Raw genomic sequence first — 20,611 nt, forward strand, 5'->3', positions numbered from 1 at the left:
CTCATCCCTCCGGGTGTTCGGTGAGTTCGGTGCGGTTGCGCCGCAACGTCTGCCGATCGGTGACCTCGTAGTACGACATCGCCGTCAGCGGCGGCGAGTAGGCGTGCACGCTGAGCGTAGGCGTCGGGACGGGGTCCGGCGCCCACACCACATCGTGCACCCAACCCAGCGGGAAGCCGGCCTGATCGCCCGCCGACAACCGCCGGCGCCGCAACGCCTCGCCGTCCCAGCGGGTTTCGGACAGCGATCCCGACACGACGGTGAGCGCGCCGAGCGAGCCGCCGTGGTCGTGCAGTTCGGTCGACCGGTCGGGCACCCAGCTGATGAGCCAGATGTCGAGTTCATCGTCGCCGTACATGCGGGTGAACCAGCGGTCGTCGCTCGGAACGCCGCGCTTCGGCAGCAGGTGGTCGTAGCGCCCGCTGAGCACCTCGTCGGCGCCGGCGTCGGTGGCGTGCAGCAGATCGGGCAACCGGAGCCGGGTGGGCGCCGAGACGGCCGGGGCGACCGCAACGGGCGGCAGCGTGAGGGGACGCGTGGAAACCGCGGAAACCATGGAGGAGCTCCAAAGGGGGTGTGACGGGACGGATCGGGGGCGGGCGTCAGGCCCGACAACACTCCAGACGGTCAGTCGTCTTCGTCACAGCGCCAAGTGTTCCACAGCCAGGGACGGCCCGGTAGCCGCAGGCTTTAACCTCAGGATGAATCTGGAAAGACGCTGGTCGGCCTCGAGTGCCGCCGGCGGACGAAGCGGTGCGGACAGGCGTCGAAGCGTTGGTTCGGCGCGGCCGCCCGGGGGTAAAGTCGTGGTCGGGCCGTGGGGAGAAGCTGCAGGAGGCCTGCAATGAAGATCAGACATCTGGCAGTCGCCGCGGCTGCCTCGTTCGCGCCGTTGTTGTTCGTGACGGTCGCGACGCCCGGTGTGGGCAGTGCCGCCGAGTGCGGCCCGGGCACGGTGTACGACGCGCCGTCCAACTCGTGTGTGGGTGCTCCCCCGCCGCCGCCACCCCCGCCACCTCCCCCGCCGTGGAACGGCGACCCGACGCCCGGATTCTCGATCGGCGTGTGTGCGCCGATCCCGTTCGTCTCGCTCTGCACCGGCATCTGACGCAGGCGGCGGCGGGCCGCGTCACACGGTTGCCTAGATTGAGCGGTATGCGCAGCTACCCCGCAGTGGTGTTCGCGGCCGCCGGTGTCATCGCCCTCGCCGGCTGTTCGTCGGGCTCCGAGGACGCCGTCCCCGGCACTTCGCCGCAGCCCGGCCCGTCGACGACGGCCACGTCGGAGACGCGCACGGCGGCGCCGGGCGCGCAGGAGGTGACGCCGGGCGGGGTGACCACCGCCGTCGGCTCGCCTGCGGAGTCCACCGAGGAGGAGTACTTCCAGGCGTGCAACGCCGCCAGGACGTGGATGACCGAGAAAGGCGGCGACCTCGCGTCGCAGATCGAGCCGTACCTGGGCGAGCTGCAGCGTTCGGACTCGGCGGGGCCCGGGACGTTCGGCACGCCGTGGTCGCAGCTGACACCGCCGCGGCAGGCGGCGGTGATCGTCGCGGTCGAGGCGGCCGCCGGCGAGTTGTGCGGCTGACCGTTTCGAACCGCAAGGGCGCACAATAGCGCCATGAGCAAGCGGGTCGCTCTGGTGCTGGGCAGCGGCGGGGCTCGCGGCTACGCGCACATCGGGGTGATCGACGAGTTGCGCAGCCGCGGCTACGAGGTCGTCGGGGTGTCGGGATCGTCGATGGGCGCCCTGGTCGGCGGCCTGCACGCGGCGGGAAAGCTCGACGAGTACGCCGACTGGGCGAAGGGGCTGACGCAGCGTGCGGTGCTCCGGCTGCTGGATCCGGCGATCACCGCCGCCGGGGTGCTGCGGGCCGAGAAGATCATCGACGCCGTCCGCGAGATCCTCGGCGAGGTGGCGATCGAGGACCTGCCGATCCCGTACACCGCGGTGACGACGGATCTGATCGCGGGCAAGTCGGTCTGGCTGCAGCGCGGGCCGCTCGACGAGGCGATCCGCGCCTCCATCGCCATTCCCGGCGTGATCATGCCCTACGTGCTGGACGGCCGGTTGCTCGCCGACGGCGGCATCCTCGACCCGCTGCCGATGGCACCGATCTCGGCCGTCAACGCCGACCTGACGATCGCGGTGAGCCTGAGCGGCAGCGAGTCCGGCGGGCGCGCCGAACCCGACGGCGACCAGTCGGGCGTCAATACCGAATGGCTGAACCGCCTGCTGCGCAGCACATCTGCGCTGCTCGACACCAAATCGGCCCGCGCAGTGCTCGACACGCCCGCGGTGCGGTCGATGCTCAGCCGGTTCGGCACCACCGAAGACCCGGAGGACGGCACCGTCGACGACGCTGCCGACGGGGACGGCTCCGAGGACCTCGACGAGGTGGATGACGTCGTGGTGCCCCGGCTGAGCAGCTTCGAGGTGATGAACCGCACCATCGACATCGCGCAGGCAGCGCTGGCCCGCCACACGCTCGCCGGCTACCCGCCGGATCTGCTGATCGAGGTGCCTCGCACCGTCTGCCGCAGCCTCGACTTCCACCGCGCCGCGGAGGTCATCCAGGTCGGCCGCGAGCTGGCGACGCGCGCGCTCGACGAGTTGGAGGCGCCGGGCCTCAGCCCCCTGCTGACCCCCTAGGCGAGGAACGCCGCGATCTCGGCGGCAACCCGGCGGCCCTGTGTCCGCCCGGCCTGTGCGGACGGGACGCGGCATGCCGGGTCGAGCGGGTTGGCGCCGAATGCGGCGAGCGCGTCGTCGTCGGCGAACACCCCGAGCACCCGGTCGCCGTGTGAGGCGATCTCTTCGGCAGCGCCGCCGCCGAACGGCGACGGCGAGTTCCGGCCGGACGGCACCAGCACCACGACGGCGTCGCAGTCGTCGACGAATCGCAGATTGATGGTGCTGCCGACACCGCCGTCCATGTAGCGGCGGCCGTCGATCGTCACCGGCGGCCACGCGCCGGGCACCGCACAACTGGCGGCCACGGCGTCGACGAGGCCGACACCGGCGGAGCGGTCGAACGCGACGAGTTCACCGGTCGCGGTGTCGATCGCGGGGATCCGCAGCACCCGGTCGGGCCACTCGTGCGACGGCAGCCGGGCAGCGATGACGTCGCGCCGCACCGCCTCGTCGACCGTCGGGGTGGACACCGCGATCTCGCCGATCCGCTGCAGCTTCTGCGTGGTGGTCAGGCCGGGCTGCGCCATCGCGCCGACGAACAGTTCGACGATGCCGTCGATGCCGACGGCCGGACTGAGTTCGGCGGACACCGTGGCCAATTGGCGCTCGAACAGCGCGTCGAGGCCCGTGCCGCTGCTGATCTGCGCGGCGACCGTCGATCCGGCCGAGGTGCCCAGCAGGACGTCGGCGTCGAGAAGCGCCTGCGCCGTCGACGGCGACTCGTCGGCGATGCCCTGCAGAATGCCGGTCTCCCAGGCGATACCCGCGATCCCGCCGCCGGCGAGGACCAGTGCCCTTTTCGTTGTCACGGGTCCCGAGTGTGCCAGCCGTCGCCTACCGTGAGGCGGATGGCCACCATGCGCGCGCAGCGCTTCTACGCCGACACCAGGACCATCACCGTGGAGGACGTCCCGATTCCCGCACCGGGCCCGGGTGAGGTGCTGGTCAAGGTCGCGTTCTGCGGCATCTGCCACTCCGACTTGAGTCTGATCAACGGCACGTTCCCCTCGCAGCTGCCGGTGGTCACCCAGGGGCACGAGACGTCGGGCACCGTCGCGGCCATCGGGCCCGGCGTCACCGGCTGGGCGGAGGGCGACCGCGTGGTGGTGGCGGCCGGCAAGCCGTGCCTGGAATGCGTGAACTGCCGCCGCGGCGACATGTCGAACTGCCTGCGCATCCGGTTGATGGCGTTCGCCTACGACGGCGGCTGGGCCGAGTACACGGTGGCTCAGGCGTTCGGCCTGACGAGGATTCCCGACAACGTGCCGATGGAGCAGGCCGCCATCCTGGCCGACGCCGTCTCCACACCCTATGGCGCGGTGGTCCGGACGGCCGGTGTCGGTATCGGCGAATCCGTCGGCGTCTGGGGTGTCGGCGGATTGGGCACGCACATCATCCAACTCGCCCGGCTGGTCGGCGCCGCCCCGATCATCGCGGTCGACATCAAACCCGCCATCCTCGACAGGGCGCTGGCCGTCGGCGCCGACCACGCGTTCGACGCGCGCGACCCCGACCTCGCGGGCAAGATCGCCGAGGTCACCGGCGGACGCAACCTCGACGTCGTGTTCGACGCGGTCGGCCTCGGGTCGACATTCGAGCAGGCCCTGAACAGCCTGACCGTCGGCGGCAGGCTCGTCGGTGTCGGGATGAGCGCCGACGCTCCCACCATCGGGCCGACCTCGATCTTCAACCTGTTCAAGCGACAGGTGCTCGGACACCTCGGGTATCAGAACTCCGACATCGGCACACTGGCCCAGCTGGTTTCGCTGGGCCGGCTGGACCTGTCGCGCTCGATCAGTGCCGTCGTCCCGCTGGAGGACGTGGCACTCGGCATCGAGAAGCTCGAGAAGGCCGACGGCGATCCGATCCGGATCTTGGTGCAGCCGTGAGTCTTCCGGTCAGCGCAGCCGGGGCGCCGCCTTGGCGCTGATCAACGGCAGGTCGAGATAGGTGGCGATGCCCGGCGCGGCGGCACACACCGCGGGCACCGAGTTCACGCAGTGCGCCGCTGTCGCCACGATGCCGTTGTTGCACTCGAGGCCCTCCGCCACGCTCTCGGGCTGGAATCCCTTGATGGTCACCGCGAAGTCCGGGTTGCCCTTCGCCTCCATCTCGTAGCGCTCACCCGCCGGACCGAAATCCCAAGGCGGATCGAGGTTCTCCTGTCCCATCAGCCAGTTGACGGTGACCCGGACGACGACCTCGTCGCCGACGAGCGCCTCCCAGTGGAACTTGCGGCCTGCGACCTGCCCGGGTTCGATGGCGCCCATCGGGGAGTCGATCGGCGCGGTCGCGACGGCGATCTCCTGGGTGGCGCGGATCTGCGGGTCGGCGTTGAAGCCCATCGTGTCGACGATCATCTTCACCGACTGGATGAATCCGCCGTCGAGCAGCTTCTGCATCGGTCCGGTGAGCGCCTTCTCGGGGGTGTCGCCGAAGCCCATCACGTAGCGCAGCACGTCCGGCGCGTCATAGGTGCGCAGATCTGAGAACTCCTCGGCGCGAACGAACGTCACACCGGTCGACATGATCGACATCATCAGCGGGAACTTGTCGCTGATGCCGCCCGGCGCAATCCCGGTGCCGTGCAACGTGACACCGCCTTCGACGGCGGCGGTGCGCAGCGGTGCGCTCTCCTTCTCCCCCGGGTAGAACCAGCCGACCGGGGTCACGACGTTCTTCCCCGAACGCAGCAGCGCCGCGACCTCCTCGGAATTGGGCAGCAGCGGCGCGTAGATCACCGCATCGGCGTCGAGGGCGAGGATGTCCTCGACACTGTTGGTCGCGGCGACGCCGATCGGGTCGACACCCACCAGGTCACCGACGTCGCGTCCGGCCTTGTCGGGTGAGTGCACCCAGCATCCGGCGAGTTCCAGGTCGGGGTGCTCGAGCACGCCCTTGATCGCGGCGATCCCGACTCCGCCCGTCGCCCACTGCACGACCCGTAGGCCCACGTCACCCTCCTTGTCGGCGAATTAGAACACGTTCTATTGTGGTCTACACCACTTGCGGTGATAAGCGAAGGGCCACAGCCATGCCTGAAAAAGTGTTCGTCGTCGGCGTCGGGATGACGAAGTTCGAGAAGCCCGGTCGCCGCGAGGGGTGGGACTACCCACAGATGGCCAAGGAGTCGGGCACCAAGGCGCTCGAGGACGCCGGTATCGACTACTCCGAGGTGCAGCAGGGCTACGTCGGCTACTGCAGCGGCGACTCGACGTCGGGCAACCGCGCGCTCTACGAGCTGGGCATGACCGGCATCCCGGTGGTCAACGTCAACAACAACTGCTCGACCGGATCGACGGCGCTGTTCCTGGCCGCCCAGACCATTCGCGGCGGGCTGGCCGACTGCACCATCGCCCTCGGCTTCGAGAAGATGCAGCCCGGCGCGCTGGCCGGCGGCGCCGAGGACCGCGAGTCGCCCCTGGGCCGCCACATCAAGGCGCTGGCCGAGATCGAGGAGTTCGCCTTCCCCGTCGCGCCGTGGATGTTCGCCGCCGCCGGCCGCGAGCACATGCGTCAGCATGGTTCCACCGCAGAGCATTTCGCCAAGATCGGGTACAAGAACCACAAGCACTCGGTGAACAACCCGTACGCGCAGTTCCAGGAGGAGTACAGCCTCGACGACATCCTCGGCGCACGGATGATCTCCGATCCGGTGACCAAGCTGCAGTGCTCGCCCACCTCGGACGGCTCCGGGGCGGCGATCCTGGCCAGCGAGGCGTTCGTCGACAAGCACGGACTGGCGGGCCAGGCCGTCGAAATCGTCGGCCAGGCGATGACCACCGACTTCGAGTCGACGTTCGATGGCAGCGCCAAGAACGTCATCGGCTACGACATGAACGTGCAGGCGGCGCGCCAGGTGTACGACCAGTCCGGTCTCGGCCCGAGCGACTTCCAGGTCATCGAGCTGCACGACTGCTTCTCGGCCAACGAACTGCTGCTCTACGAGGCCCTCGGCCTGTGCGGCGAGGGTGAGGCCCCCAAGCTGATCGACAACAACGACACCACCTACGGCGGCCGCTGGGTGGTCAACCCGTCGGGCGGGCTGATCTCCAAGGGCCACCCGCTTGGCGCCACCGGGCTGGCCCAGTGCGCGGAGTTGACGTGGCAGCTGCGCGGCACCGCCGACAAGCGTCAGGTCGACAACGTGACCGCGGCGCTGCAGCACAACATCGGCCTCGGCGGCGCGGCCGTCGTCACGGCCTACCAGCGCGCCGAGCGGTAGTCACCTTCGGAGCGCGAGCAGACGCAAATTGCCCGTTCTGGACGGCGTGTCGCAACAATTTGCGTCTGCTCGCCGGGGAAACGTCAGTCCCGCAGCTCGATGACGTCGTAGGCGCCGTCGGCGTGGCGGGCGCGGATCGTCTTCTTGTCGTACTTGCCGACGCTGGTGCGCGGCACCTCGTCGACGAACGTCCAGCGTTCCGGCAGCCACCAGCGGACGACCCTGTCGGCGAGGAACTCCCGCAGCTCGGCGGGACCGGCGGCCGCGCCTTCGTTGAGCACCACCGCCGCCAGCGGGCGCTCCTGCCAGCGGTCGTCGGGCACGCCGACGACGGCCGCCTCGAGCACCGCCTCGTGCGCGATGAGGTGGTTCTCGAGTTCGACCGATGAGATCCACTCGCCGCCGGACTTGATGACGTCCTTGGCCCGGTCGGTGAGTGTGACGAAGCCCTGCGGGTCGACGCGGCCGACGTCGCCGGTGCGCAGCCACCCGTCGTCGAACTTCTCGCCGTCGCGGCCGCGGTAGTAGCCGCCGGTGATCCACGGCCCGCGGACCTCGATCTCGCCGACCGCCTTGCCGTCGTGCGGCAGCGGGTTGCCCTCGTCGTCGACGATCCGCACCTCGACCCCGCACGCCGGGCGGCCCTGCGACGCTCGCTGCATCCACCGCTCGTCGTCGCTCACGCCGGGCGTCGGGTGCGCCACGGTCGCCAGCGGTGACGTCTCGGTCATCCCCCACGCCTGCACGATCTGAACGCCGAGCCGCTCGTAGGCCCGCATCAGCGAGACGGGCACCGCCGACCCGCCGCTGGTGATCAGCCGCAGCGACGAGATGTCGTGCCCCGAAGACGATTCGATCCGGTGCAGGATGTCGTTCCAGATGGTGGGCACCGCGCCTGCCACCGTGGGCCGTTGCGACTCGATGACGTCGATCAGCGATGCCGCGTCCATGAACCGGTCGGGCAGCACCAGGTCGGCGCCGGCCATCAGCGCCGCGTACGGCAGACCCCAGGCGTTGGCGTGGAACATCGGCACGATCGGCAGCACCGAGTCGCTGTAGCCGATGCCCGAAGCATTGGCCGTACAGGCGTTCATGGAGTGCAGGTAGCTCGAACGGTGGCTGTAGACAACGCCTTTCGGATTTCCGGTAGTGCCGCTGGTGTAGCACATCGCGGCCGCCGAATTCTCCTCCATCGCCGGCCAGTCGAAGACCGGGCGTTCGCCGGCGATGACGTCGGCGTAGCGCAACACCCTCATGTGCGGCGAATCGAGCGGGTCGAGGTCACCGTCGCCGACAGCGATCACGGTGTGCACCGTGTCCAGCAACGGCAGCACGGGCGCCAGCTGAGCGACCAGCGAGACGTCGGCGATGATCACCCTGTCCTCGGCCTCGTTGGCGATGAACGCGATCTGCTCGGGCGACAGCCTGATGTTCAGCGTGTGCAGCACCGCACCCATCGACGGCACCGCCAGGTAGGCGGCCAGGTGTTCGGCGTTGTTCCACATGAACGTGCCGACGCGTTCGTCGCCGGTGACGCCGAGCCGCCGCAGCGCGTTGGCCAGCCGGGCCGCCTGGTCGCCGAGTTCGCGGTAACTCATCGTGCGGTAGCCGCCCTCGCCGGTGGCGGTGGTGACGGCGCGGTCGCCGTTGACGGTCGCGGCGTGCCGCATGATCGCCGCGATCGTCAACGGACAGTCCTGCATGGTGCTGCGCATCGAACGCCTCCCCTTCGGTTGGGCGCGATGCTAATGCGGGGGCGCCGGTGGAGTCCGCGTTTCCGTGCCGTCGGGTGTCCGGGCGCGGGAACGTTTGGGCTTCCCCCGGCGATGTATCAAGAGGATGGTTGAGGTGAACCAGGAGGTTCGGTCATGAATGCGAAGACAGCACTGGGCGCTGCGGCCCTGGCGGCCTGTGGGGTGCTCGCCGTACCCGCCGGCCTCGCAACGGCCGACGAGACGGCACTGGACACCATCAACCGTTACCAGGATGCGGGCTACACGGTGAACATCGACCGGATCGGTTCCGCGCCCCTCGAGCAGTGCACCGTCACCGGCATCCGCAATCCACAGGAAGTCAGGCGACTGGTGCGCGACAACGGTCAATACCGGTGGTGGGAGGACGACGAGGACCACAGGGGGTACGTCGAGGTCATCAGCCGGTCGATCTCGGTGTCGCTGAACTGCTCCCGCTGACAGCCCGACCGCTCAACGGGAGCAATTGACCGAGACCGTGATTCGGCGCCGGTCGACTCCCGCGAACGGGTTGTCGCCGTCCTCGTCACGCAGGACGAAACCGGCCTGCCTGCGCGGGTTCTTGATATCCGTGACGACGCATTCGTCGAGCGGCGCGCTGCCCAACCGGTTGACTTTCACGTCGAAACCCTGCGCCTCGAGAACGGCGATGGTCTGGCTCGCCGATTCGGCAGCCGCCTCGGCCACTGCCGCCGGTGCGAGGATCGCTGCGCAAGCCGCGGCCGCGATACCGGTGGAGATCAACAGGTAGGTCCTCATCGTCGTGCCCTTCATTCGTCGTTGACTGCTTCAGAAGGCTCGACGGCAGAGGCACCGAAAAGGTTCACCGCAGCGAAAAGCCCGGCCGAACGTGTCGGCCGGGCTGTTCGCTTGTCGCTCAGGCGGTGACGGGCTGCCGCGTCTGCTCGTGATCGTCGTCCACCATGGTGAGTTCGTCGAACGGATCGTCACCACGCAGGACGGAGTCGACCCTGCCCTTGTCGATCGTGTGGGTCCACGAGCCGACGAGGATGGTGGCCACGGCGTTGCCGGAGAAGTTGGTCAGCGCGCGGGCCTCGGACATGAACCGGTCGATACCGACGATCAGGCCCACCCCGTCGAGCAGGTCCGGGCGGTGCGCCTGCAGGCCGCCTGCCAGCGTGGCCAGGCCGGCGCCGGTGACCCCGGCCGCACCCTTCGACGCGACGATCATGAACACCAGCAGCCCGATCTGCTCACCGAGGGACAGCGGGTCGCCGAGTGCTCCGGCGATGAACAGTGACGCCATCGTCAGGTAGATCGCGGTGCCGTCCAGGTTGAACGAGTAGCCGGTCGGAACCACCACGCCGACGGTGGTGCGGTCGACGCCCAGGTGCTCCATCTTGGCGATCAGGCGGGGCAGCGCGGACTCCGACGACGAGGTCGACACGATCAGCAGGTACTCGCGGGCCAGGTAGCGCACCAGCTTGAAGATGGACACGCCGGACACCACCCGCAGGATGACGCCGAGCACGCCGAACACGAAGAGGACGCAGGTGATGTAGAAGCCGAGCATCAGGCCGAGCAGCTGCGTCACCGCGGACCAGCCGGTCTGGCCGACGACGTTGGCGATGGCGCCGAACGCGCCGATCGGGGCCAGCCACAGGATCATCACCAGGACCTTGAACACCAGCTTCTGCAGCGAGGCGATGGCCCGCAGCGCCGGCTCACCGGCGGTGCCCATGCCCTGCAGCGCGAAACCGACGAGCAGCGCGACGAACAGCGCCTGAAGCACGCTGCCGGCGGTGAGCGCGGAGAACAGCGTCTCGGGGATGATGCCCTGGACGAAGTCGAGCATGCCGCCCGACTCGTGGGCCTTCTCGGCCAGCTCCGCACCCTTGCCCGCGGTGCTCTCGGACAGGTTCAGCCCGCTGCCGGGGTGCAGGATGTTGCCGACCACCAGGCCGATGGCGAGGGCGAAGGTGGACATCGCGAGGAAGTAGACGAAGGCCAGTCCACCGACCTTGCCGACGGTGGCGGCCTTGCGTACCGAACCGATGCCCAACACGATCGTGCAGAAGATGACGGGGGCGATCATCATCTTGATCAGGTCGACGAACATCGTGCCGAGAATGCCGACGCTCTTGCCCACCTCGGGGGCGAGCAGACCCACGATCACGCCGGCCACCACGGCGACGATGACGCCGATGTAGAGCCAGTGCGTGCGGTCGCGGCGCTTGGGCGGTGCCGGCGGATCCGGTTGCGACGGCGGGGGCGGGTCCAGGGTCACGCTCATGGCTCTTCTCCAAGGTCGACAGCGAATGTGATCTGCAAGTAGGTTCGGCGAGGACGTGAGCCAGGTCACGCTTTAGTTCATTAAGTGCAGCGGGAGGCGGTCGGGTGGTCGACGGCACGGACGGCGCCGACGGACAGGTGATGACGCCGGACGGGCGCACCCTGAGCTATCTCGAAGTGGGAGATCCGGGCGGGCCGCTGGTGCTGCACAACCACGGCGGTCCCAGCAGCCGACTCGAGGCGCGCCTGTTCGCCGACGCGGCGACGGCGCGCGGGTTGCGGTTCGTCTGCGTCGACCGCCCCGGCTTCGGGCGCTCCACCCGGCAGCGCAACCGCACCTACCGCGGGTGGGCCGAGGACCTCGTCACGGTCGCCGACACACTGGGCCGCCACGAATTCGGTGTGACGGGCTGGTCGGAGGGCGGCCCATGGGCGCTGGCCGCTGCGGCCTACCTCGACCCGGCACGGCTGCGCCACGTCAGCAGCCTGGCCCCGGGCAGCTACGGCGCCTTCGGTGACAACTGGGCGGCGGGCCGGCTGTCGAGAGCCGACGCGTTCGGCGGCACCCTGGCGCTGCGCTTCCGGCCCGGCTTCCATCTGATGTACGCGGCGGTCGGGTTCACCGCCACCCGCTTCCCGCGGAGTTACCTGAAAGAAGTGCGCAAGGCCGTCAACGACTACGACCGGGAGATCCTGCAGCAGGCCCACAACGCGGCCGCCTTCGCCGACGCCGGCGCCGAGTGCTTCGCGCAGGGCAGCGAGGGATTGGTGCGCGACGCCGATCTGCTGTACCGGCAGTGGGCTTTCGACGTGACGGCCATCGAACGTCCGGTGCATCTGTGGCAGGGACTCGACGACCGGCTGGTCCCGGCGTCGATCAACGAGACCGTGGCCGAACGGATGCCCGGCGCGCAGTGGCATCCGGTACCGGGGGCAGGGCATTTCGTCGCCGTCGGATGTGCCGACGACATCTTCGCCATCGCCGCAGCGGATCTCGGCGCGGACTAGGCGGGCGCCCGGTGCGGTGGACAGCCTGGCCGCGGTCGCTGGCCGGCCAGGCGATCGCGATGCAGATCGTGGTGATCGCCGTGATCGTGCTGGCCGGCAGCGTGCTGGCGCTACTGGACGCGCGCCGCGACGGCGACGAGGCCGCGCGTCAGCAGGTGATCGCCATCGCCACCGCGCTGGCCGACGCACCGTCGACGGCCTCGGCGATCGAATCCGGCACTGCCACAGCGGCTCTGCAACCGGTCACCGAGGCGGTCCGGATGCACACCGACATCGCGTTCATCACGATCATGGCGCCCGACGGCATCCGTTACACCCACACCGATCCCCGCCAGATAGGCGGCCGCTACCTCGGCACGACGGAGCCCGCCCTGCGCGGTGAGACGTTCAGCGAGGTGTACACCGGCACGCTGGGTCCGTCGATCCGGGCGGTTGCGCCTGTGCGCAACGGGTCCGGTGAGATCGTCGGACTGGTCTCGGCGGGGATCACCCAGCAGACCCTCGCGCAGCGATGGCGTGGCCAGGTCCCGACGATCGCCGCGGTGAGCGTTGCGGCGCTGGTGGTGTCGTCGCTCGGGCTGTGGCTCATCCGGCGACGCCTGCTCCGGCAGACCCACGGTCTGCGGCCCGACGAACTGCGGGTGATGTACGAACACCACGACGCGATCCTGCATTCGGTGTCGGAGGGTCTGATCGTGCTCGACCGCAACGGCGTCGCACTGGTCAACGACGAGGCCCGCCGCCTGCTCGGGCTGCCGCCCGGCCCGGTGGACGCCTCGGCACTGCCCGACTTCCTGCGCGCCCACGACCCCGGTGTGCGCGACGAGGTGCACGTCACCGACGAAAGGGTGCTGGTGGTGAACCGCTCGCGGGTCGCCGGATCGGACTCCGAGGTGGTGACGGTCCGCGATCGCACCGAACTACAGGGCGCGTTGGGCGAACTCAGCTCCCTGCAGGTGCTCGCCGACTCGCTGCGCGCGCAGGCGCACGAAGCCGCCAACAAGCTGCACACCGTCGTCACCATGGTGGAGATGGGCAGGCCGGAGGACGCGGTGACCTTCGCGACCCGCGAGCTGGAGCTGTCGCAGCGCCTGGTCGACCGGCTCTCCGAGGCCGTCGGCGAGCCGGCGCTGGTGGCGCTCCTGCTCGGCAAGACCGCGCAGGCCGATGAGCGGGGCATCGCGCTGACCGTCACCGAGGACACCCACCTGCCGTCGGATGCCGACGACGTGCCGCTGACCGGTCAGGAGATGGTCACGGTGCTGGGCAATCTCGTCGACAACGCGATGGACGCGTGCGACCGCGACGACCCGTGGGTGGAGGTGACCGTGACCCTGGACGACGACGTGCTGCTGATGCGGGTGGCCGACAGCGGGTCCGGGATGGACGCCCAGGCGTTCCGGCGGGCGATGCAGCGCGGGTACTCGACGAAGTCCGGCATGGACGCCGACCAGCACGGCCTCGGACTCGCGTTGGTGGCGCAGGTGGTCGACCGCCATCGGGGCACGCTGACCGCCGACGTCACCTACGGTTCGGTGGTGACGGTGACCGTGCCGCGGGAGGCGTCGTGATCTCGGTGCTGATCGTCGAGGACGACCCGTTGATCGCCGAGGCGCATCAGGTGTATCTCGGCAGGCTGCCGGGGTTCACGACGGCGGCCGTCGCGCACACCGCGCGCGACGGCATGCGGTTGGCGGCGGAGGCAGCGGCGTCGGACGCTCCGATCGACCTCGTGCTGCTCGACATCGGACTGCCCGACGCGAGCGGGATCTCGCTGGCGTCGGCGCTTTCTGGGTTGCGGCCCGCACCCGACATCATCGCGATCACGTCGGAGCGGGATCTGGAGATGGTGCGCGCCGCGGTGTCCCACGGCGCGCTGGCGTACCTGCTCAAGCCGTTCACCTTCGCGGCGTTCCGCGACCGCCTCGAGCGCTACCGCCGCTACCGCGACGCGTTGCCCGCGGGCACCGACGCGGCCAGTCAGGTCGAGGTCGACCGGGCACTGGCCGAACTGCGGGTCGCCACCGACAGGTCGGTGACGCCCAAGGGTGCGGCCGCGGGCACCACCGACGAGATCGCCCGCATCGTCCGCGACGCCGCCGAGGGTCTGACGGCCGACGAGGTGGCCAGGCAGATCGGGGTGTCGCGGGTGACGGCGTGGCGCTACCTCGAGCGGCTCGCCGACGACGGCACCGTCACCCGCACCACGGACTATGGAAAGGCCGGCCGCCCCAAGACCCGTTACGAGTGGCGCTGAAACCGGTCAGACGGCGACGAGCTCGCGAGCCTGCGCCGGGATGCGGTCGGTGGCCGCGGTCTGCGAGTACACCAGCGGCTGCATCGACGCGACCGAGAACGCGGTCACGGTGCCCGCGTAGTCGGCGACGTAGAGCCGGCTGCCGTCGGCGCTGAGCGCGATGCACGACGGGCGCGCCTCCACCTGGACGGTGTTGAGCACTTCGTTGGTCCGCGTGCACAGCACCGCGACATGGTTGTAGTCGACGATGTAGGCCCGGCTGCCGTCGGCGCTGAGCGCCAACTGCACCGGCGCGCGGCCGATCTCGACGATGCCGGTCACCTTGTTCGTCGAGAGGTCGACGGTCTCGACGGCGCCGCCGAGGGTGCGGTGTGACGTGAGCACGTAGGCGGTGGCGTCGTCGACGAGGGCGAGATCGCGGATCGGGGCGCCGATCCTGACCGTCGCCACGACCTGGGTGGTCTCGACGTCGACCACCAGCAGGCGACTGCCCTCGGTGTCGGAAGCCGCGACGTAGAGGCGCTTGCCTGCCGCGTCGATGCGCAGCGCGTCGACGTTGATCCCGGGGCCGGTGGCCACGTCGATGGTGCCGGCCCGCTCGGCCGTGGTATCGATCACCGCGACGTCGACGTGGTCGTAGCTGCTGCGGCCGGCGAAGACCTTCTTGCCGTCGGGGCTGACCGCCAGTGCGGTGACGCCGAAGGCCAACGGGTATTCGGCGAGCACCGATGCGCCGACCGTGTCGATCACCGCGACGCCGTCGGTGGTCGACGATGTCGTCGTCACGTACGCGCGGTCACCGGTCGCCGCGACGGCGAACGGCTCTCCCGGCGCCCGGACGAGGGCGGTGACCGCCGCCGCGTCGGCGTCGAGGACCGAGACCGCGCGCACCCCGAGGTGCGTCGCGACGACCGCTCCGCTGTCGGGGTCGACGGTCAGGTCGCCGATGGGCCGGCCGATCGTGACCGATCCGATGACGGTGAGGTCCTGATCGGTGGTGACGACGTCTGACGACTCGTCGTGGGTGGGCCCGCTCGCGCGGGTGAAGATATTTGCCATGGTGTTCGGCACCTCCGCCGGTATGGCTGTGCACCGGCTCTCGATTGCAGCTGTCTCTGCGCCCCCAGGGCGCGGTCCCGATCGAGTGTAGCGACGCGAATTGGGCGGATAAGACACCGAGTTCGCAGGACCACGGCAGTAACGTTCTTTGCTCTCAGGCCATGCTTAAGAAACGGATCGTTATGCAGTTGTTACCCTTCGGTGGCGAAGTCTAGCAACGCTCTCAACTGGTTTAATACCTCGTCAGCAATTATCGCTTGATCATTTTCGTCGTGTGCGCGACTAAGGCTTTCTTAGTATTCAACGTGGAAGTGAGGGGTAAATCACAGGTGCGGGCCGCAGCAAACATCTGACAGCGACCGCCACTGCGCGGGCCCTTGCGGTGGAGGTGGCCTGAGCGGACGGATACCGCCCCCGGGTGTGTTCGCTGGGCCGTCGACAGAGGCGTCAGACCCCCGCGTCGGCCACCGATCGTGCGCTGACCTCCGGGACGATCCGCAGCCGAAGGGCGGCAGCCGTCGCCGGCCCGACCACCCCGTCGACGACCAGGTCAGGGGTGCGTCGCTGGAACTCCCGGACCGCCGCCTCGGTCTCCCGGCCGTACACGCCGTCGATCACCAGGTGCCCGCCGTAGGCGGCATAGCCGTACTTCAGTCGGCGCTGCAGTTCGGCGACCTGAGCGCCCGTCGAACCGCGAAACAGCAGTGTGTCGGCGTACTGACCGATCGGCAGCCCCGGGGCAGGCGGCGGTGCGGACGCAGGCACCACACCGATGCGCGCCTGTACGTCGCGGCGGAGCAGGTGCATGTCGATGGCTCCGGGATCCCACTTGCCCTGGGCCCGACCTGCGTACTCCTTGTGACCGATGGTCCGTTCCGCCGTGTGCGCCAGCCGCCGGTTGATCGCGGCACAGCAACGGACGAGGGCGAGATACTGCGCGTCGGGCCAGTTCATCCGGTGCGGCGCGGACGGACCGGTGCCGCTGTTGGCGCATTCGATGCCGATCGTGTGCCAATTGCCCATGTTCGTCGGCAGCCAGGGGTACATCCCGATGCCCGCATGCCAGGCCACACCCGCGGCGACGACGGTGACGGTGCCGTCGCGCGCGATGTGCAGCTGCGACAGCGGGCCGGGCAGATCGGGCCGTCCGTTCGCGATGGTTGCGGCGTCGGCCCTGTCCGAACCGGTGTGGTGGACCATCACGCCACGGATGTCCCGGAAGTCACCATGCCCGCGCGTTCGCCAACCGGGATGTTCGACCGGATGCACGCCCTCTGTACGCAGCAGGTCAGCCAGCCACACCGGGTCCCCGGTCCAGGAAGTCTGAGGCACCGGTAGCACCCTACCGGGGCGATTGAACTGCGCTGCAGCCGAATTGCCCGCCGACGCGCGGGCTCACTGCAGGAAGCGGTGCGGCGAGTCGAGCCGTAGCAGGTCGGGGAATGCGAACGCGGGAACCCCGAGCAGCGCGGAGAGTCGCCTGGCGTACTCGCGGGCGATCGTCAGACCGTCACCCTGCTCGTCGAAGGTCCCGGTGAGGTCGACGGCGATGCGGCAGCCGAAGGTGTCGGTGACGGAGCGGTCGTCGACGACCGCCTCGAGCACACCATCGGGCAGCGGCAGGTCGGTCACCGCCGCCCGCACCGCGGCTGGACTGGCCGCCATGTCGACGTAAACCGATGCGAAAGCCTCCACGGGCCCATGATCCCTGCCCCGGGGTGAACCCACACGTCGATAACCCTGTCGCTACTCCGTGTTCACCCACCGGCCACATGTCGCCGGAACCCGTGCGCGGCGACACTTCGGCCGCCGTTCGCCGGCCCGAAACCTCGCGGCGGTAGCTTCGCCGAGTGTGATCCTCGCGGCGGGCCCGGAGTTCCTCGATCCGATGTACTGGCTCGGCGAGGGCGGACTCTTCGCGTCGGCGATCGTCGTCGGCGTCATGGTCATCGTGTTCATCGAATGCGGCCTGTTCTTTCCCTTTCTGCCCGGCGACACGCTGCTGTTCACCGCCGGCGTGATCGCCGCCCAGGCTGCGGCCGACGTCAGCATCTGGACGTTGATGCCGTGCGCCACCGTCGCCGCCATCGCGGGCAGTCAGTGCAGCTATCTCGTCGGGCGACGGATCGGGCCGAGGTTGTACGAACGCCCCGACTCCCGGATCTACAAGCGGCGCTATCTGACCGAGTCACACGACTTCTTCGCCAGGTACGGTCCGAAGATCCTCACCATCACGCCGTTCATCGGCGTTGTCCGCACCTTCACGCCGGTGGTGGCCGGGATCGCGGGCATGCGCCACACGGTCTTCACAGCTTTCAACGCGATCGGCTGCGTCATCTGGGGTTTCGGATTGCCCGCGGTCGGATACCGCCTCGGCAACGTCCCCTTTGTCTCACGCCATCTCGAACTGCTGGTGCTGGGGATCGCGTGCCTGTCGTCGCTACCGGTGATCGTCTCTGTCACCAAAGTGATGCTGACGCGACGTCGCCGCGCCGCCGATCCCGAAGCCGGGTCACTTCCCGCAGACGTCGGGTGAATCGCCGCGCGGTGGCGCGCCGGCGGGCAGGGTGTAGTTGACGACCACCGTGGCGTCGACGGGGCCGTCGTTCTCGACGCGGTGCGGGACGCCGGCCGGGATGAACACCGCCTGGCCCTGGCCGTACCGCACGACGGCGCAGCCGGGCGCCTGCTGCAGGGCGACACTGCCTGCGGTGATGACGGAGAACTCCGTCCCGTCATGGGTGTGCCAGCCGCTGTCCGCCCCCGGCTTGAGCACGAGGTTCTGCACGATCAACGTCGTCGGCCGGCCGGCCTCTGTGACGATGGACACGGGCGCGTCGGTGACGCCCTTGGCCAGATCGGTGCGGAGTACGTCCCCCTCCGGAGGAGTGGCCGCGGCCGACGCACTGAATGCGGCGCCGCAACCGATCGCACCGATCACCACTGCGCAAAGTCGTTGGATCTTCATGCTTTTCCTCTCCCCCGGATCGTGCGAAGAATCGTAGATCAGTCGCATGATCGGCGTTGAGAGTTGTCGACACGCATGACCCGGCGCAAAGGACACCAAGGCCGGCGCCTGAGAGGACGGGCTAGACCCGGCCGGCGGCGAACGCCGCGGCCTGGTTCACCAAGCCGTCAGCCACATACGCCCCGTGTGCTCCCATGTCCCAGCCGCCCTGGAAGCAGATCGGGTCGTTGGGCACGCACAGGTCGATCAGCTTGCCGGCGTAGGCCGGCGCGATGACCGGCGACGGGCCGGGCGACAGGCTGTCGGCGAATGTGCTTCTGGGACCGCCGAAGTCGGCCACCGCGGCGACGTGGTCGGCCACCTCGGGCGGCAGTTGACCGGTGGCCATGTCGATGACCGCAGCGCCCTGGGAGTACCCGCCGAGCACCATCCTGGTATTCGGGCAGTCCGCCGCCGTCGCCCGGATGTGGCCGGCGGCGTCGCGGGCACCCGCCGGTGTGCTGAAGTCGAAGTCGTTGCTCGCGGGATAATTCACCGCGTACACGCCGAGCGAACGCGAACCGAGTTGTGAACGAAGCGCGTCGACGAATGCCCCGCCGGTGCCGCCCACGCCCACCGGTTCCGTGGTCCCCCTGGCGAAGACCACCTCCACGTCCGGGCACGGTACGGCGACCGCTTCGGGCGCGACCGCGGTGATCAGCGCAAACAGGGCGGCCGGCGCCAACACGTATCCGAGAACCCGGAGCTTCTTCAATGTCATGCTGATATGTCGCGCGGCGCGCACGAAATGTGACAGTTCTTGCCAAATCCACAATAGGCGAGGGCTTCTGGCGGGCATACGCTTCCCACATGTCGGGAAGGATCGGCGGCTGCGGCGGGGGCGGCAGCTGAGCCGGCGCCTTCAGCGGCTGACGTGCGCTCCGGCGTCGCGTGGTAGTCGAAGCGTCTCCACCAGGGTTACGGCCAGCACGGCACCGAGCACCAGGTACGCCGTCTGATACGACGCGAGAACGCTGAGTAGCAGTGCGGCGACTGCGATTCCGATTCCGGCCGCCAGCTCCTGCACCGATGCGTTCAGCGTGTTCCCGTGGGTGAGGTCGTCGCCTTCCACGTCGGAGAAGGCCAGCGTGGCATAGGCGGTGAATCCGATCGAGCGCAGCGCGCCACTGACGAACAGGATCACCGCGATCACCGCGACGGGCAGTCCGGGCCGCATCGTCGCCAACAGCCCGAACCAGCCGACCGAGGCTATTCCGTTGACCAGCAATACCTGTCGGATGCCGAATCTGCGCATCAGTGGAGTGGTGGCGGGCTTGATGCTGAGATTGCCGGCGAACAATGCGGCGACCATGAGGCCGGCCGCGACCGGCGACCACCCGAAGACGAGCTGGAACTGAAGCGGCAGCAGGAATGGCACCGCGGTGATCACCATGCGGTACAGCGACCCGGCTGTCACGGTGACCCGCAGCGTCTGCACGCGCAACACTGCGAGTCGTACCAATGGCTCCGGCACACGCAGGAGATGACGGAGCGCAGTGCCCAGCAGCACCACGGCCGCCGCGGCGCCGATCCCGACGAACCACCAGTCGGTTCCGCTCACGCGGATGTGTTCGAGTGAGATCAGCGCAGTGGCGATTCCCGCACCGATGATCAGCATGCCGAGCCAGTCCAGCGACCTCGTCGACGACGCCGGACCACCGCGAACAAGGCGCAGTGCCAACAGGAATCCGATGATTCCGATCGGGATGTTGATCAGGAAGATCCATCGCCATGATCCGTAGGTCGCGATGGCGCCGCCCAGCGCCGGCGCCAGCACGGGCGCCGTCAGCGCGGGCCAGGTGAGCAGGGCGATCGCCCGGACCCTGTCGGACTTGCCGGACCGGCGCAGCACCGCCAGCCGCCCCACCGGCACCATCATCGCGCCGCCGACCCCCTGCAGCACCCGCATGCCGACCAGCATCGGCAGTGTGGTGCTGACCGCGCACCCGACGGAGGCCACGGTGAACAGCGCGATGGCGGTGATGAACACCCGCCGTACGCCGAACCGGTCGGCCATCCAACCGGTGGCGGGGATGAGTACGGCGACGGTCACCATGTAGGCCGAGATGGCGACGTTGACGTCGACGGCGGCGACGCCGAACGAGTCGGCGATCAGCGGGATGGCGGGCGCGATGACCGTGGCGTCGAGGATCTCCATGAAGAAGGCGCCGGCCACGAGCAGCGCCATTCCGCGCGGGAAGGTGGACGGCGTGGACATCGCGGTCAACATAGTGGGTGCGCAGCGCCGCAGCGAGCCGTCCCCGTCAGGCTGCAGCTCCGTCAGAGTCGGCGCGGTGCCGTTCTCCGCGATCAGGTGGACGCGCGTGACGCGATCACCGTCGCCGCCGCATTAGGTT

22 protein-coding genes are annotated in these 20,611 nt (G+C 69.2%); 10 read left to right on the forward strand and 12 right to left on the reverse strand.

Features of this window, described 5'->3' with window-relative positions; translation table 11 throughout:
- Nucleotide 1: 1 nt before the first annotated feature.
- A complete protein-coding gene (locus O6P37_RS01845) occupies nt 2–556 on the reverse strand; it encodes a cysteine dioxygenase (protein WP_269892464.1) in 555 nt (184 codons plus the stop codon).
- Between the two features lie 288 nt (nt 557–844).
- Between O6P37_RS01845 and O6P37_RS01850 the strand changes: the two genes are divergently transcribed.
- The 3 genes from O6P37_RS01850 to O6P37_RS01860 are packed head-to-tail and all read left to right on the forward strand — an operon-like array spanning nt 845 to nt 2,652.
- Entirely contained in the window at nt 845–1,108 is a 264-nt protein-coding gene (locus tag O6P37_RS01850) for a hypothetical protein (protein ID WP_269892465.1), read from the forward strand.
- A gap of 47 nt (nt 1,109–1,155) precedes the next feature.
- Entirely contained in the window at nt 1,156–1,587 is a 432-nt protein-coding gene (gene lpqV / locus O6P37_RS01855; RefSeq protein WP_269892466.1) for a lipoprotein LpqV, read from the forward strand.
- Nucleotides 1,588–1,620: 33 nt separating this feature from the next.
- The gene (locus tag O6P37_RS01860) at nt 1,621–2,652 is read left to right on the forward strand and encodes a patatin-like phospholipase family protein (RefSeq protein ID WP_269892467.1); all 1,032 of its coding nucleotides are present in this window, start codon (nt 1,621–1,623) and stop codon (nt 2,650–2,652) included.
- Here the strand turns inward: O6P37_RS01860 and O6P37_RS01865 are convergent.
- Complete coding sequence (locus O6P37_RS01865; protein WP_269892468.1) at nt 2,649–3,503, reverse strand: patatin-like phospholipase family protein; 855 nt, start codon at nt 3,501–3,503, stop codon at nt 2,649–2,651. The two genes, O6P37_RS01860 and O6P37_RS01865, sit on opposite strands and share 4 nt — an antisense overlap.
- A gap of 39 nt (nt 3,504–3,542) precedes the next feature.
- Here O6P37_RS01865 and O6P37_RS01870 point away from each other — a divergent pair, with 39 nt between their 5' ends.
- Entirely contained in the window at nt 3,543–4,583 is a 1,041-nt protein-coding gene (locus tag O6P37_RS01870) for a zinc-binding dehydrogenase (protein WP_269892469.1), read from the forward strand.
- A 9-nt stretch (nt 4,584–4,592) separates the two neighbouring features.
- On the opposite strand, the gene O6P37_RS01875 is transcribed toward O6P37_RS01870, so the two are convergent.
- Nucleotides 4,593–5,648, reverse strand: a complete 1,056-nt coding sequence (locus O6P37_RS01875; RefSeq protein WP_269892470.1) for an NAD(P)H-dependent amine dehydrogenase family protein — start codon at nt 5,646–5,648, stop codon at nt 4,593–4,595.
- A gap of 80 nt (nt 5,649–5,728) precedes the next feature.
- Between O6P37_RS01875 and O6P37_RS01880 the strand changes: the two genes are divergently transcribed.
- Nucleotides 5,729–6,919 (forward strand): lipid-transfer protein, encoded by a 1,191-nt coding sequence (locus O6P37_RS01880; RefSeq protein ID WP_269892471.1) that lies wholly within the window; start codon nt 5,729–5,731, stop codon nt 6,917–6,919.
- A gap of 83 nt (nt 6,920–7,002) precedes the next feature.
- Here the strand turns inward: O6P37_RS01880 and O6P37_RS01885 are convergent, their stop codons facing one another.
- Nucleotides 7,003–8,634 carry a long-chain fatty acid--CoA ligase gene (locus tag O6P37_RS01885; protein ID WP_269892472.1) on the reverse strand — a complete coding sequence of 544 codons (1,632 nt, stop codon included), beginning with the start codon at nt 8,632–8,634 and terminating at the stop codon, nt 7,003–7,005.
- A gap of 153 nt (nt 8,635–8,787) precedes the next feature.
- Between O6P37_RS01885 and O6P37_RS01890 the strand changes: the two genes are divergently transcribed.
- Nucleotides 8,788–9,111, forward strand: coding sequence for a hypothetical protein (locus O6P37_RS01890; RefSeq protein ID WP_269892473.1), 324 nt, complete (start codon nt 8,788–8,790; stop codon nt 9,109–9,111).
- A 12-nt stretch (nt 9,112–9,123) separates the two neighbouring features.
- On the opposite strand, the gene O6P37_RS01895 is transcribed toward O6P37_RS01890, so the two are convergent.
- Both O6P37_RS01895 and O6P37_RS01900 read right to left on the reverse strand, forming a co-directional pair.
- Nucleotides 9,124–9,429, reverse strand: a complete 306-nt coding sequence (locus tag O6P37_RS01895; protein WP_269892474.1) for a hypothetical protein — start codon at nt 9,427–9,429, stop codon at nt 9,124–9,126.
- 118 nt (nt 9,430–9,547) lie between these two features.
- Nucleotides 9,548–10,924, reverse strand: a complete 1,377-nt coding sequence (locus tag O6P37_RS01900) for a cation:dicarboxylate symporter family transporter (RefSeq protein ID WP_269892475.1) — start codon at nt 10,922–10,924, stop codon at nt 9,548–9,550.
- Nucleotides 10,925–11,028: 104 nt separating this feature from the next.
- Here O6P37_RS01900 and O6P37_RS01905 point away from each other — a divergent pair, with 104 nt between their 5' ends.
- Genes O6P37_RS01905 through O6P37_RS01915 form a run of 3 tightly spaced genes read left to right on the forward strand, consistent with a single transcriptional unit; the run spans nt 11,029 to nt 14,188 of the window.
- Nucleotides 11,029–11,931: an alpha/beta fold hydrolase gene (locus tag O6P37_RS01905; protein ID WP_332909772.1), complete on the forward strand. Its 903-nt coding sequence runs from the start codon at nt 11,029–11,031 to the stop codon at nt 11,929–11,931.
- Between the two features lie 59 nt (nt 11,932–11,990).
- Complete coding sequence (locus tag O6P37_RS01910) at nt 11,991–13,502, forward strand: sensor histidine kinase (RefSeq protein ID WP_269893141.1); 1,512 nt, start codon at nt 11,991–11,993, stop codon at nt 13,500–13,502.
- Nucleotides 13,499–14,188, forward strand: a complete 690-nt coding sequence (locus O6P37_RS01915) for a response regulator (protein WP_269892476.1) — start codon at nt 13,499–13,501, stop codon at nt 14,186–14,188. Before O6P37_RS01910 ends, O6P37_RS01915 begins: the two co-directional genes overlap by 4 nt.
- A gap of 6 nt (nt 14,189–14,194) precedes the next feature.
- Here O6P37_RS01915 and O6P37_RS01920 read toward each other — a convergent pair whose 3' ends face one another.
- The 3 genes from O6P37_RS01920 to O6P37_RS01930 form a co-directional block, all read right to left on the reverse strand.
- A complete protein-coding gene (locus O6P37_RS01920; RefSeq protein WP_269892477.1) occupies nt 14,195–15,247 on the reverse strand; it encodes a YncE family protein in 1,053 nt (350 codons plus the stop codon).
- A 447-nt stretch (nt 15,248–15,694) separates the two neighbouring features.
- Complete coding sequence (locus O6P37_RS01925; RefSeq protein WP_269892478.1) at nt 15,695–16,579, reverse strand: peptidoglycan recognition protein family protein; 885 nt, start codon at nt 16,577–16,579, stop codon at nt 15,695–15,697.
- Nucleotides 16,580–16,642: 63 nt separating this feature from the next.
- On the reverse strand, nt 16,643–16,942 hold the full coding sequence (locus tag O6P37_RS01930; protein WP_269892479.1) for a hypothetical protein: 300 nt from the start codon (nt 16,940–16,942) through the stop codon (nt 16,643–16,645).
- A gap of 157 nt (nt 16,943–17,099) precedes the next feature.
- Here O6P37_RS01930 and O6P37_RS01935 point away from each other — a divergent pair, with 157 nt between their 5' ends.
- Nucleotides 17,100–17,783: a DedA family protein gene (locus O6P37_RS01935; protein WP_269892480.1), complete on the forward strand. Its 684-nt coding sequence runs from the start codon at nt 17,100–17,102 to the stop codon at nt 17,781–17,783.
- Here the strand turns inward: O6P37_RS01935 and O6P37_RS01940 are convergent.
- From O6P37_RS01940 to O6P37_RS01950, 3 genes are all read right to left on the reverse strand, one after another.
- Nucleotides 17,760–18,215, reverse strand: a complete 456-nt coding sequence (locus tag O6P37_RS01940; RefSeq protein WP_269892481.1) for a cupin domain-containing protein — start codon at nt 18,213–18,215, stop codon at nt 17,760–17,762. The two genes, O6P37_RS01935 and O6P37_RS01940, sit on opposite strands and share 24 nt — an antisense overlap.
- 121 nt (nt 18,216–18,336) lie before the next feature.
- A complete protein-coding gene (locus O6P37_RS01945; RefSeq protein ID WP_269892482.1) occupies nt 18,337–18,975 on the reverse strand; it encodes a cutinase family protein in 639 nt (212 codons plus the stop codon).
- Nucleotides 18,976–19,116: 141 nt separating this feature from the next.
- Nucleotides 19,117–20,442: an MFS transporter gene (locus tag O6P37_RS01950; protein WP_269893142.1), complete on the reverse strand. Its 1,326-nt coding sequence runs from the start codon at nt 20,440–20,442 to the stop codon at nt 19,117–19,119.
- Nucleotides 20,443–20,611: the final 169 nt, after the last annotated feature.

The sequence above is a fragment of the Mycobacterium hippophais genome, assembly GCF_027529605.1.
GTDB classification, from domain to species: Bacteria; Actinomycetota; Actinomycetes; order Mycobacteriales; family Mycobacteriaceae; genus Mycobacterium; species Mycobacterium arseniciresistens.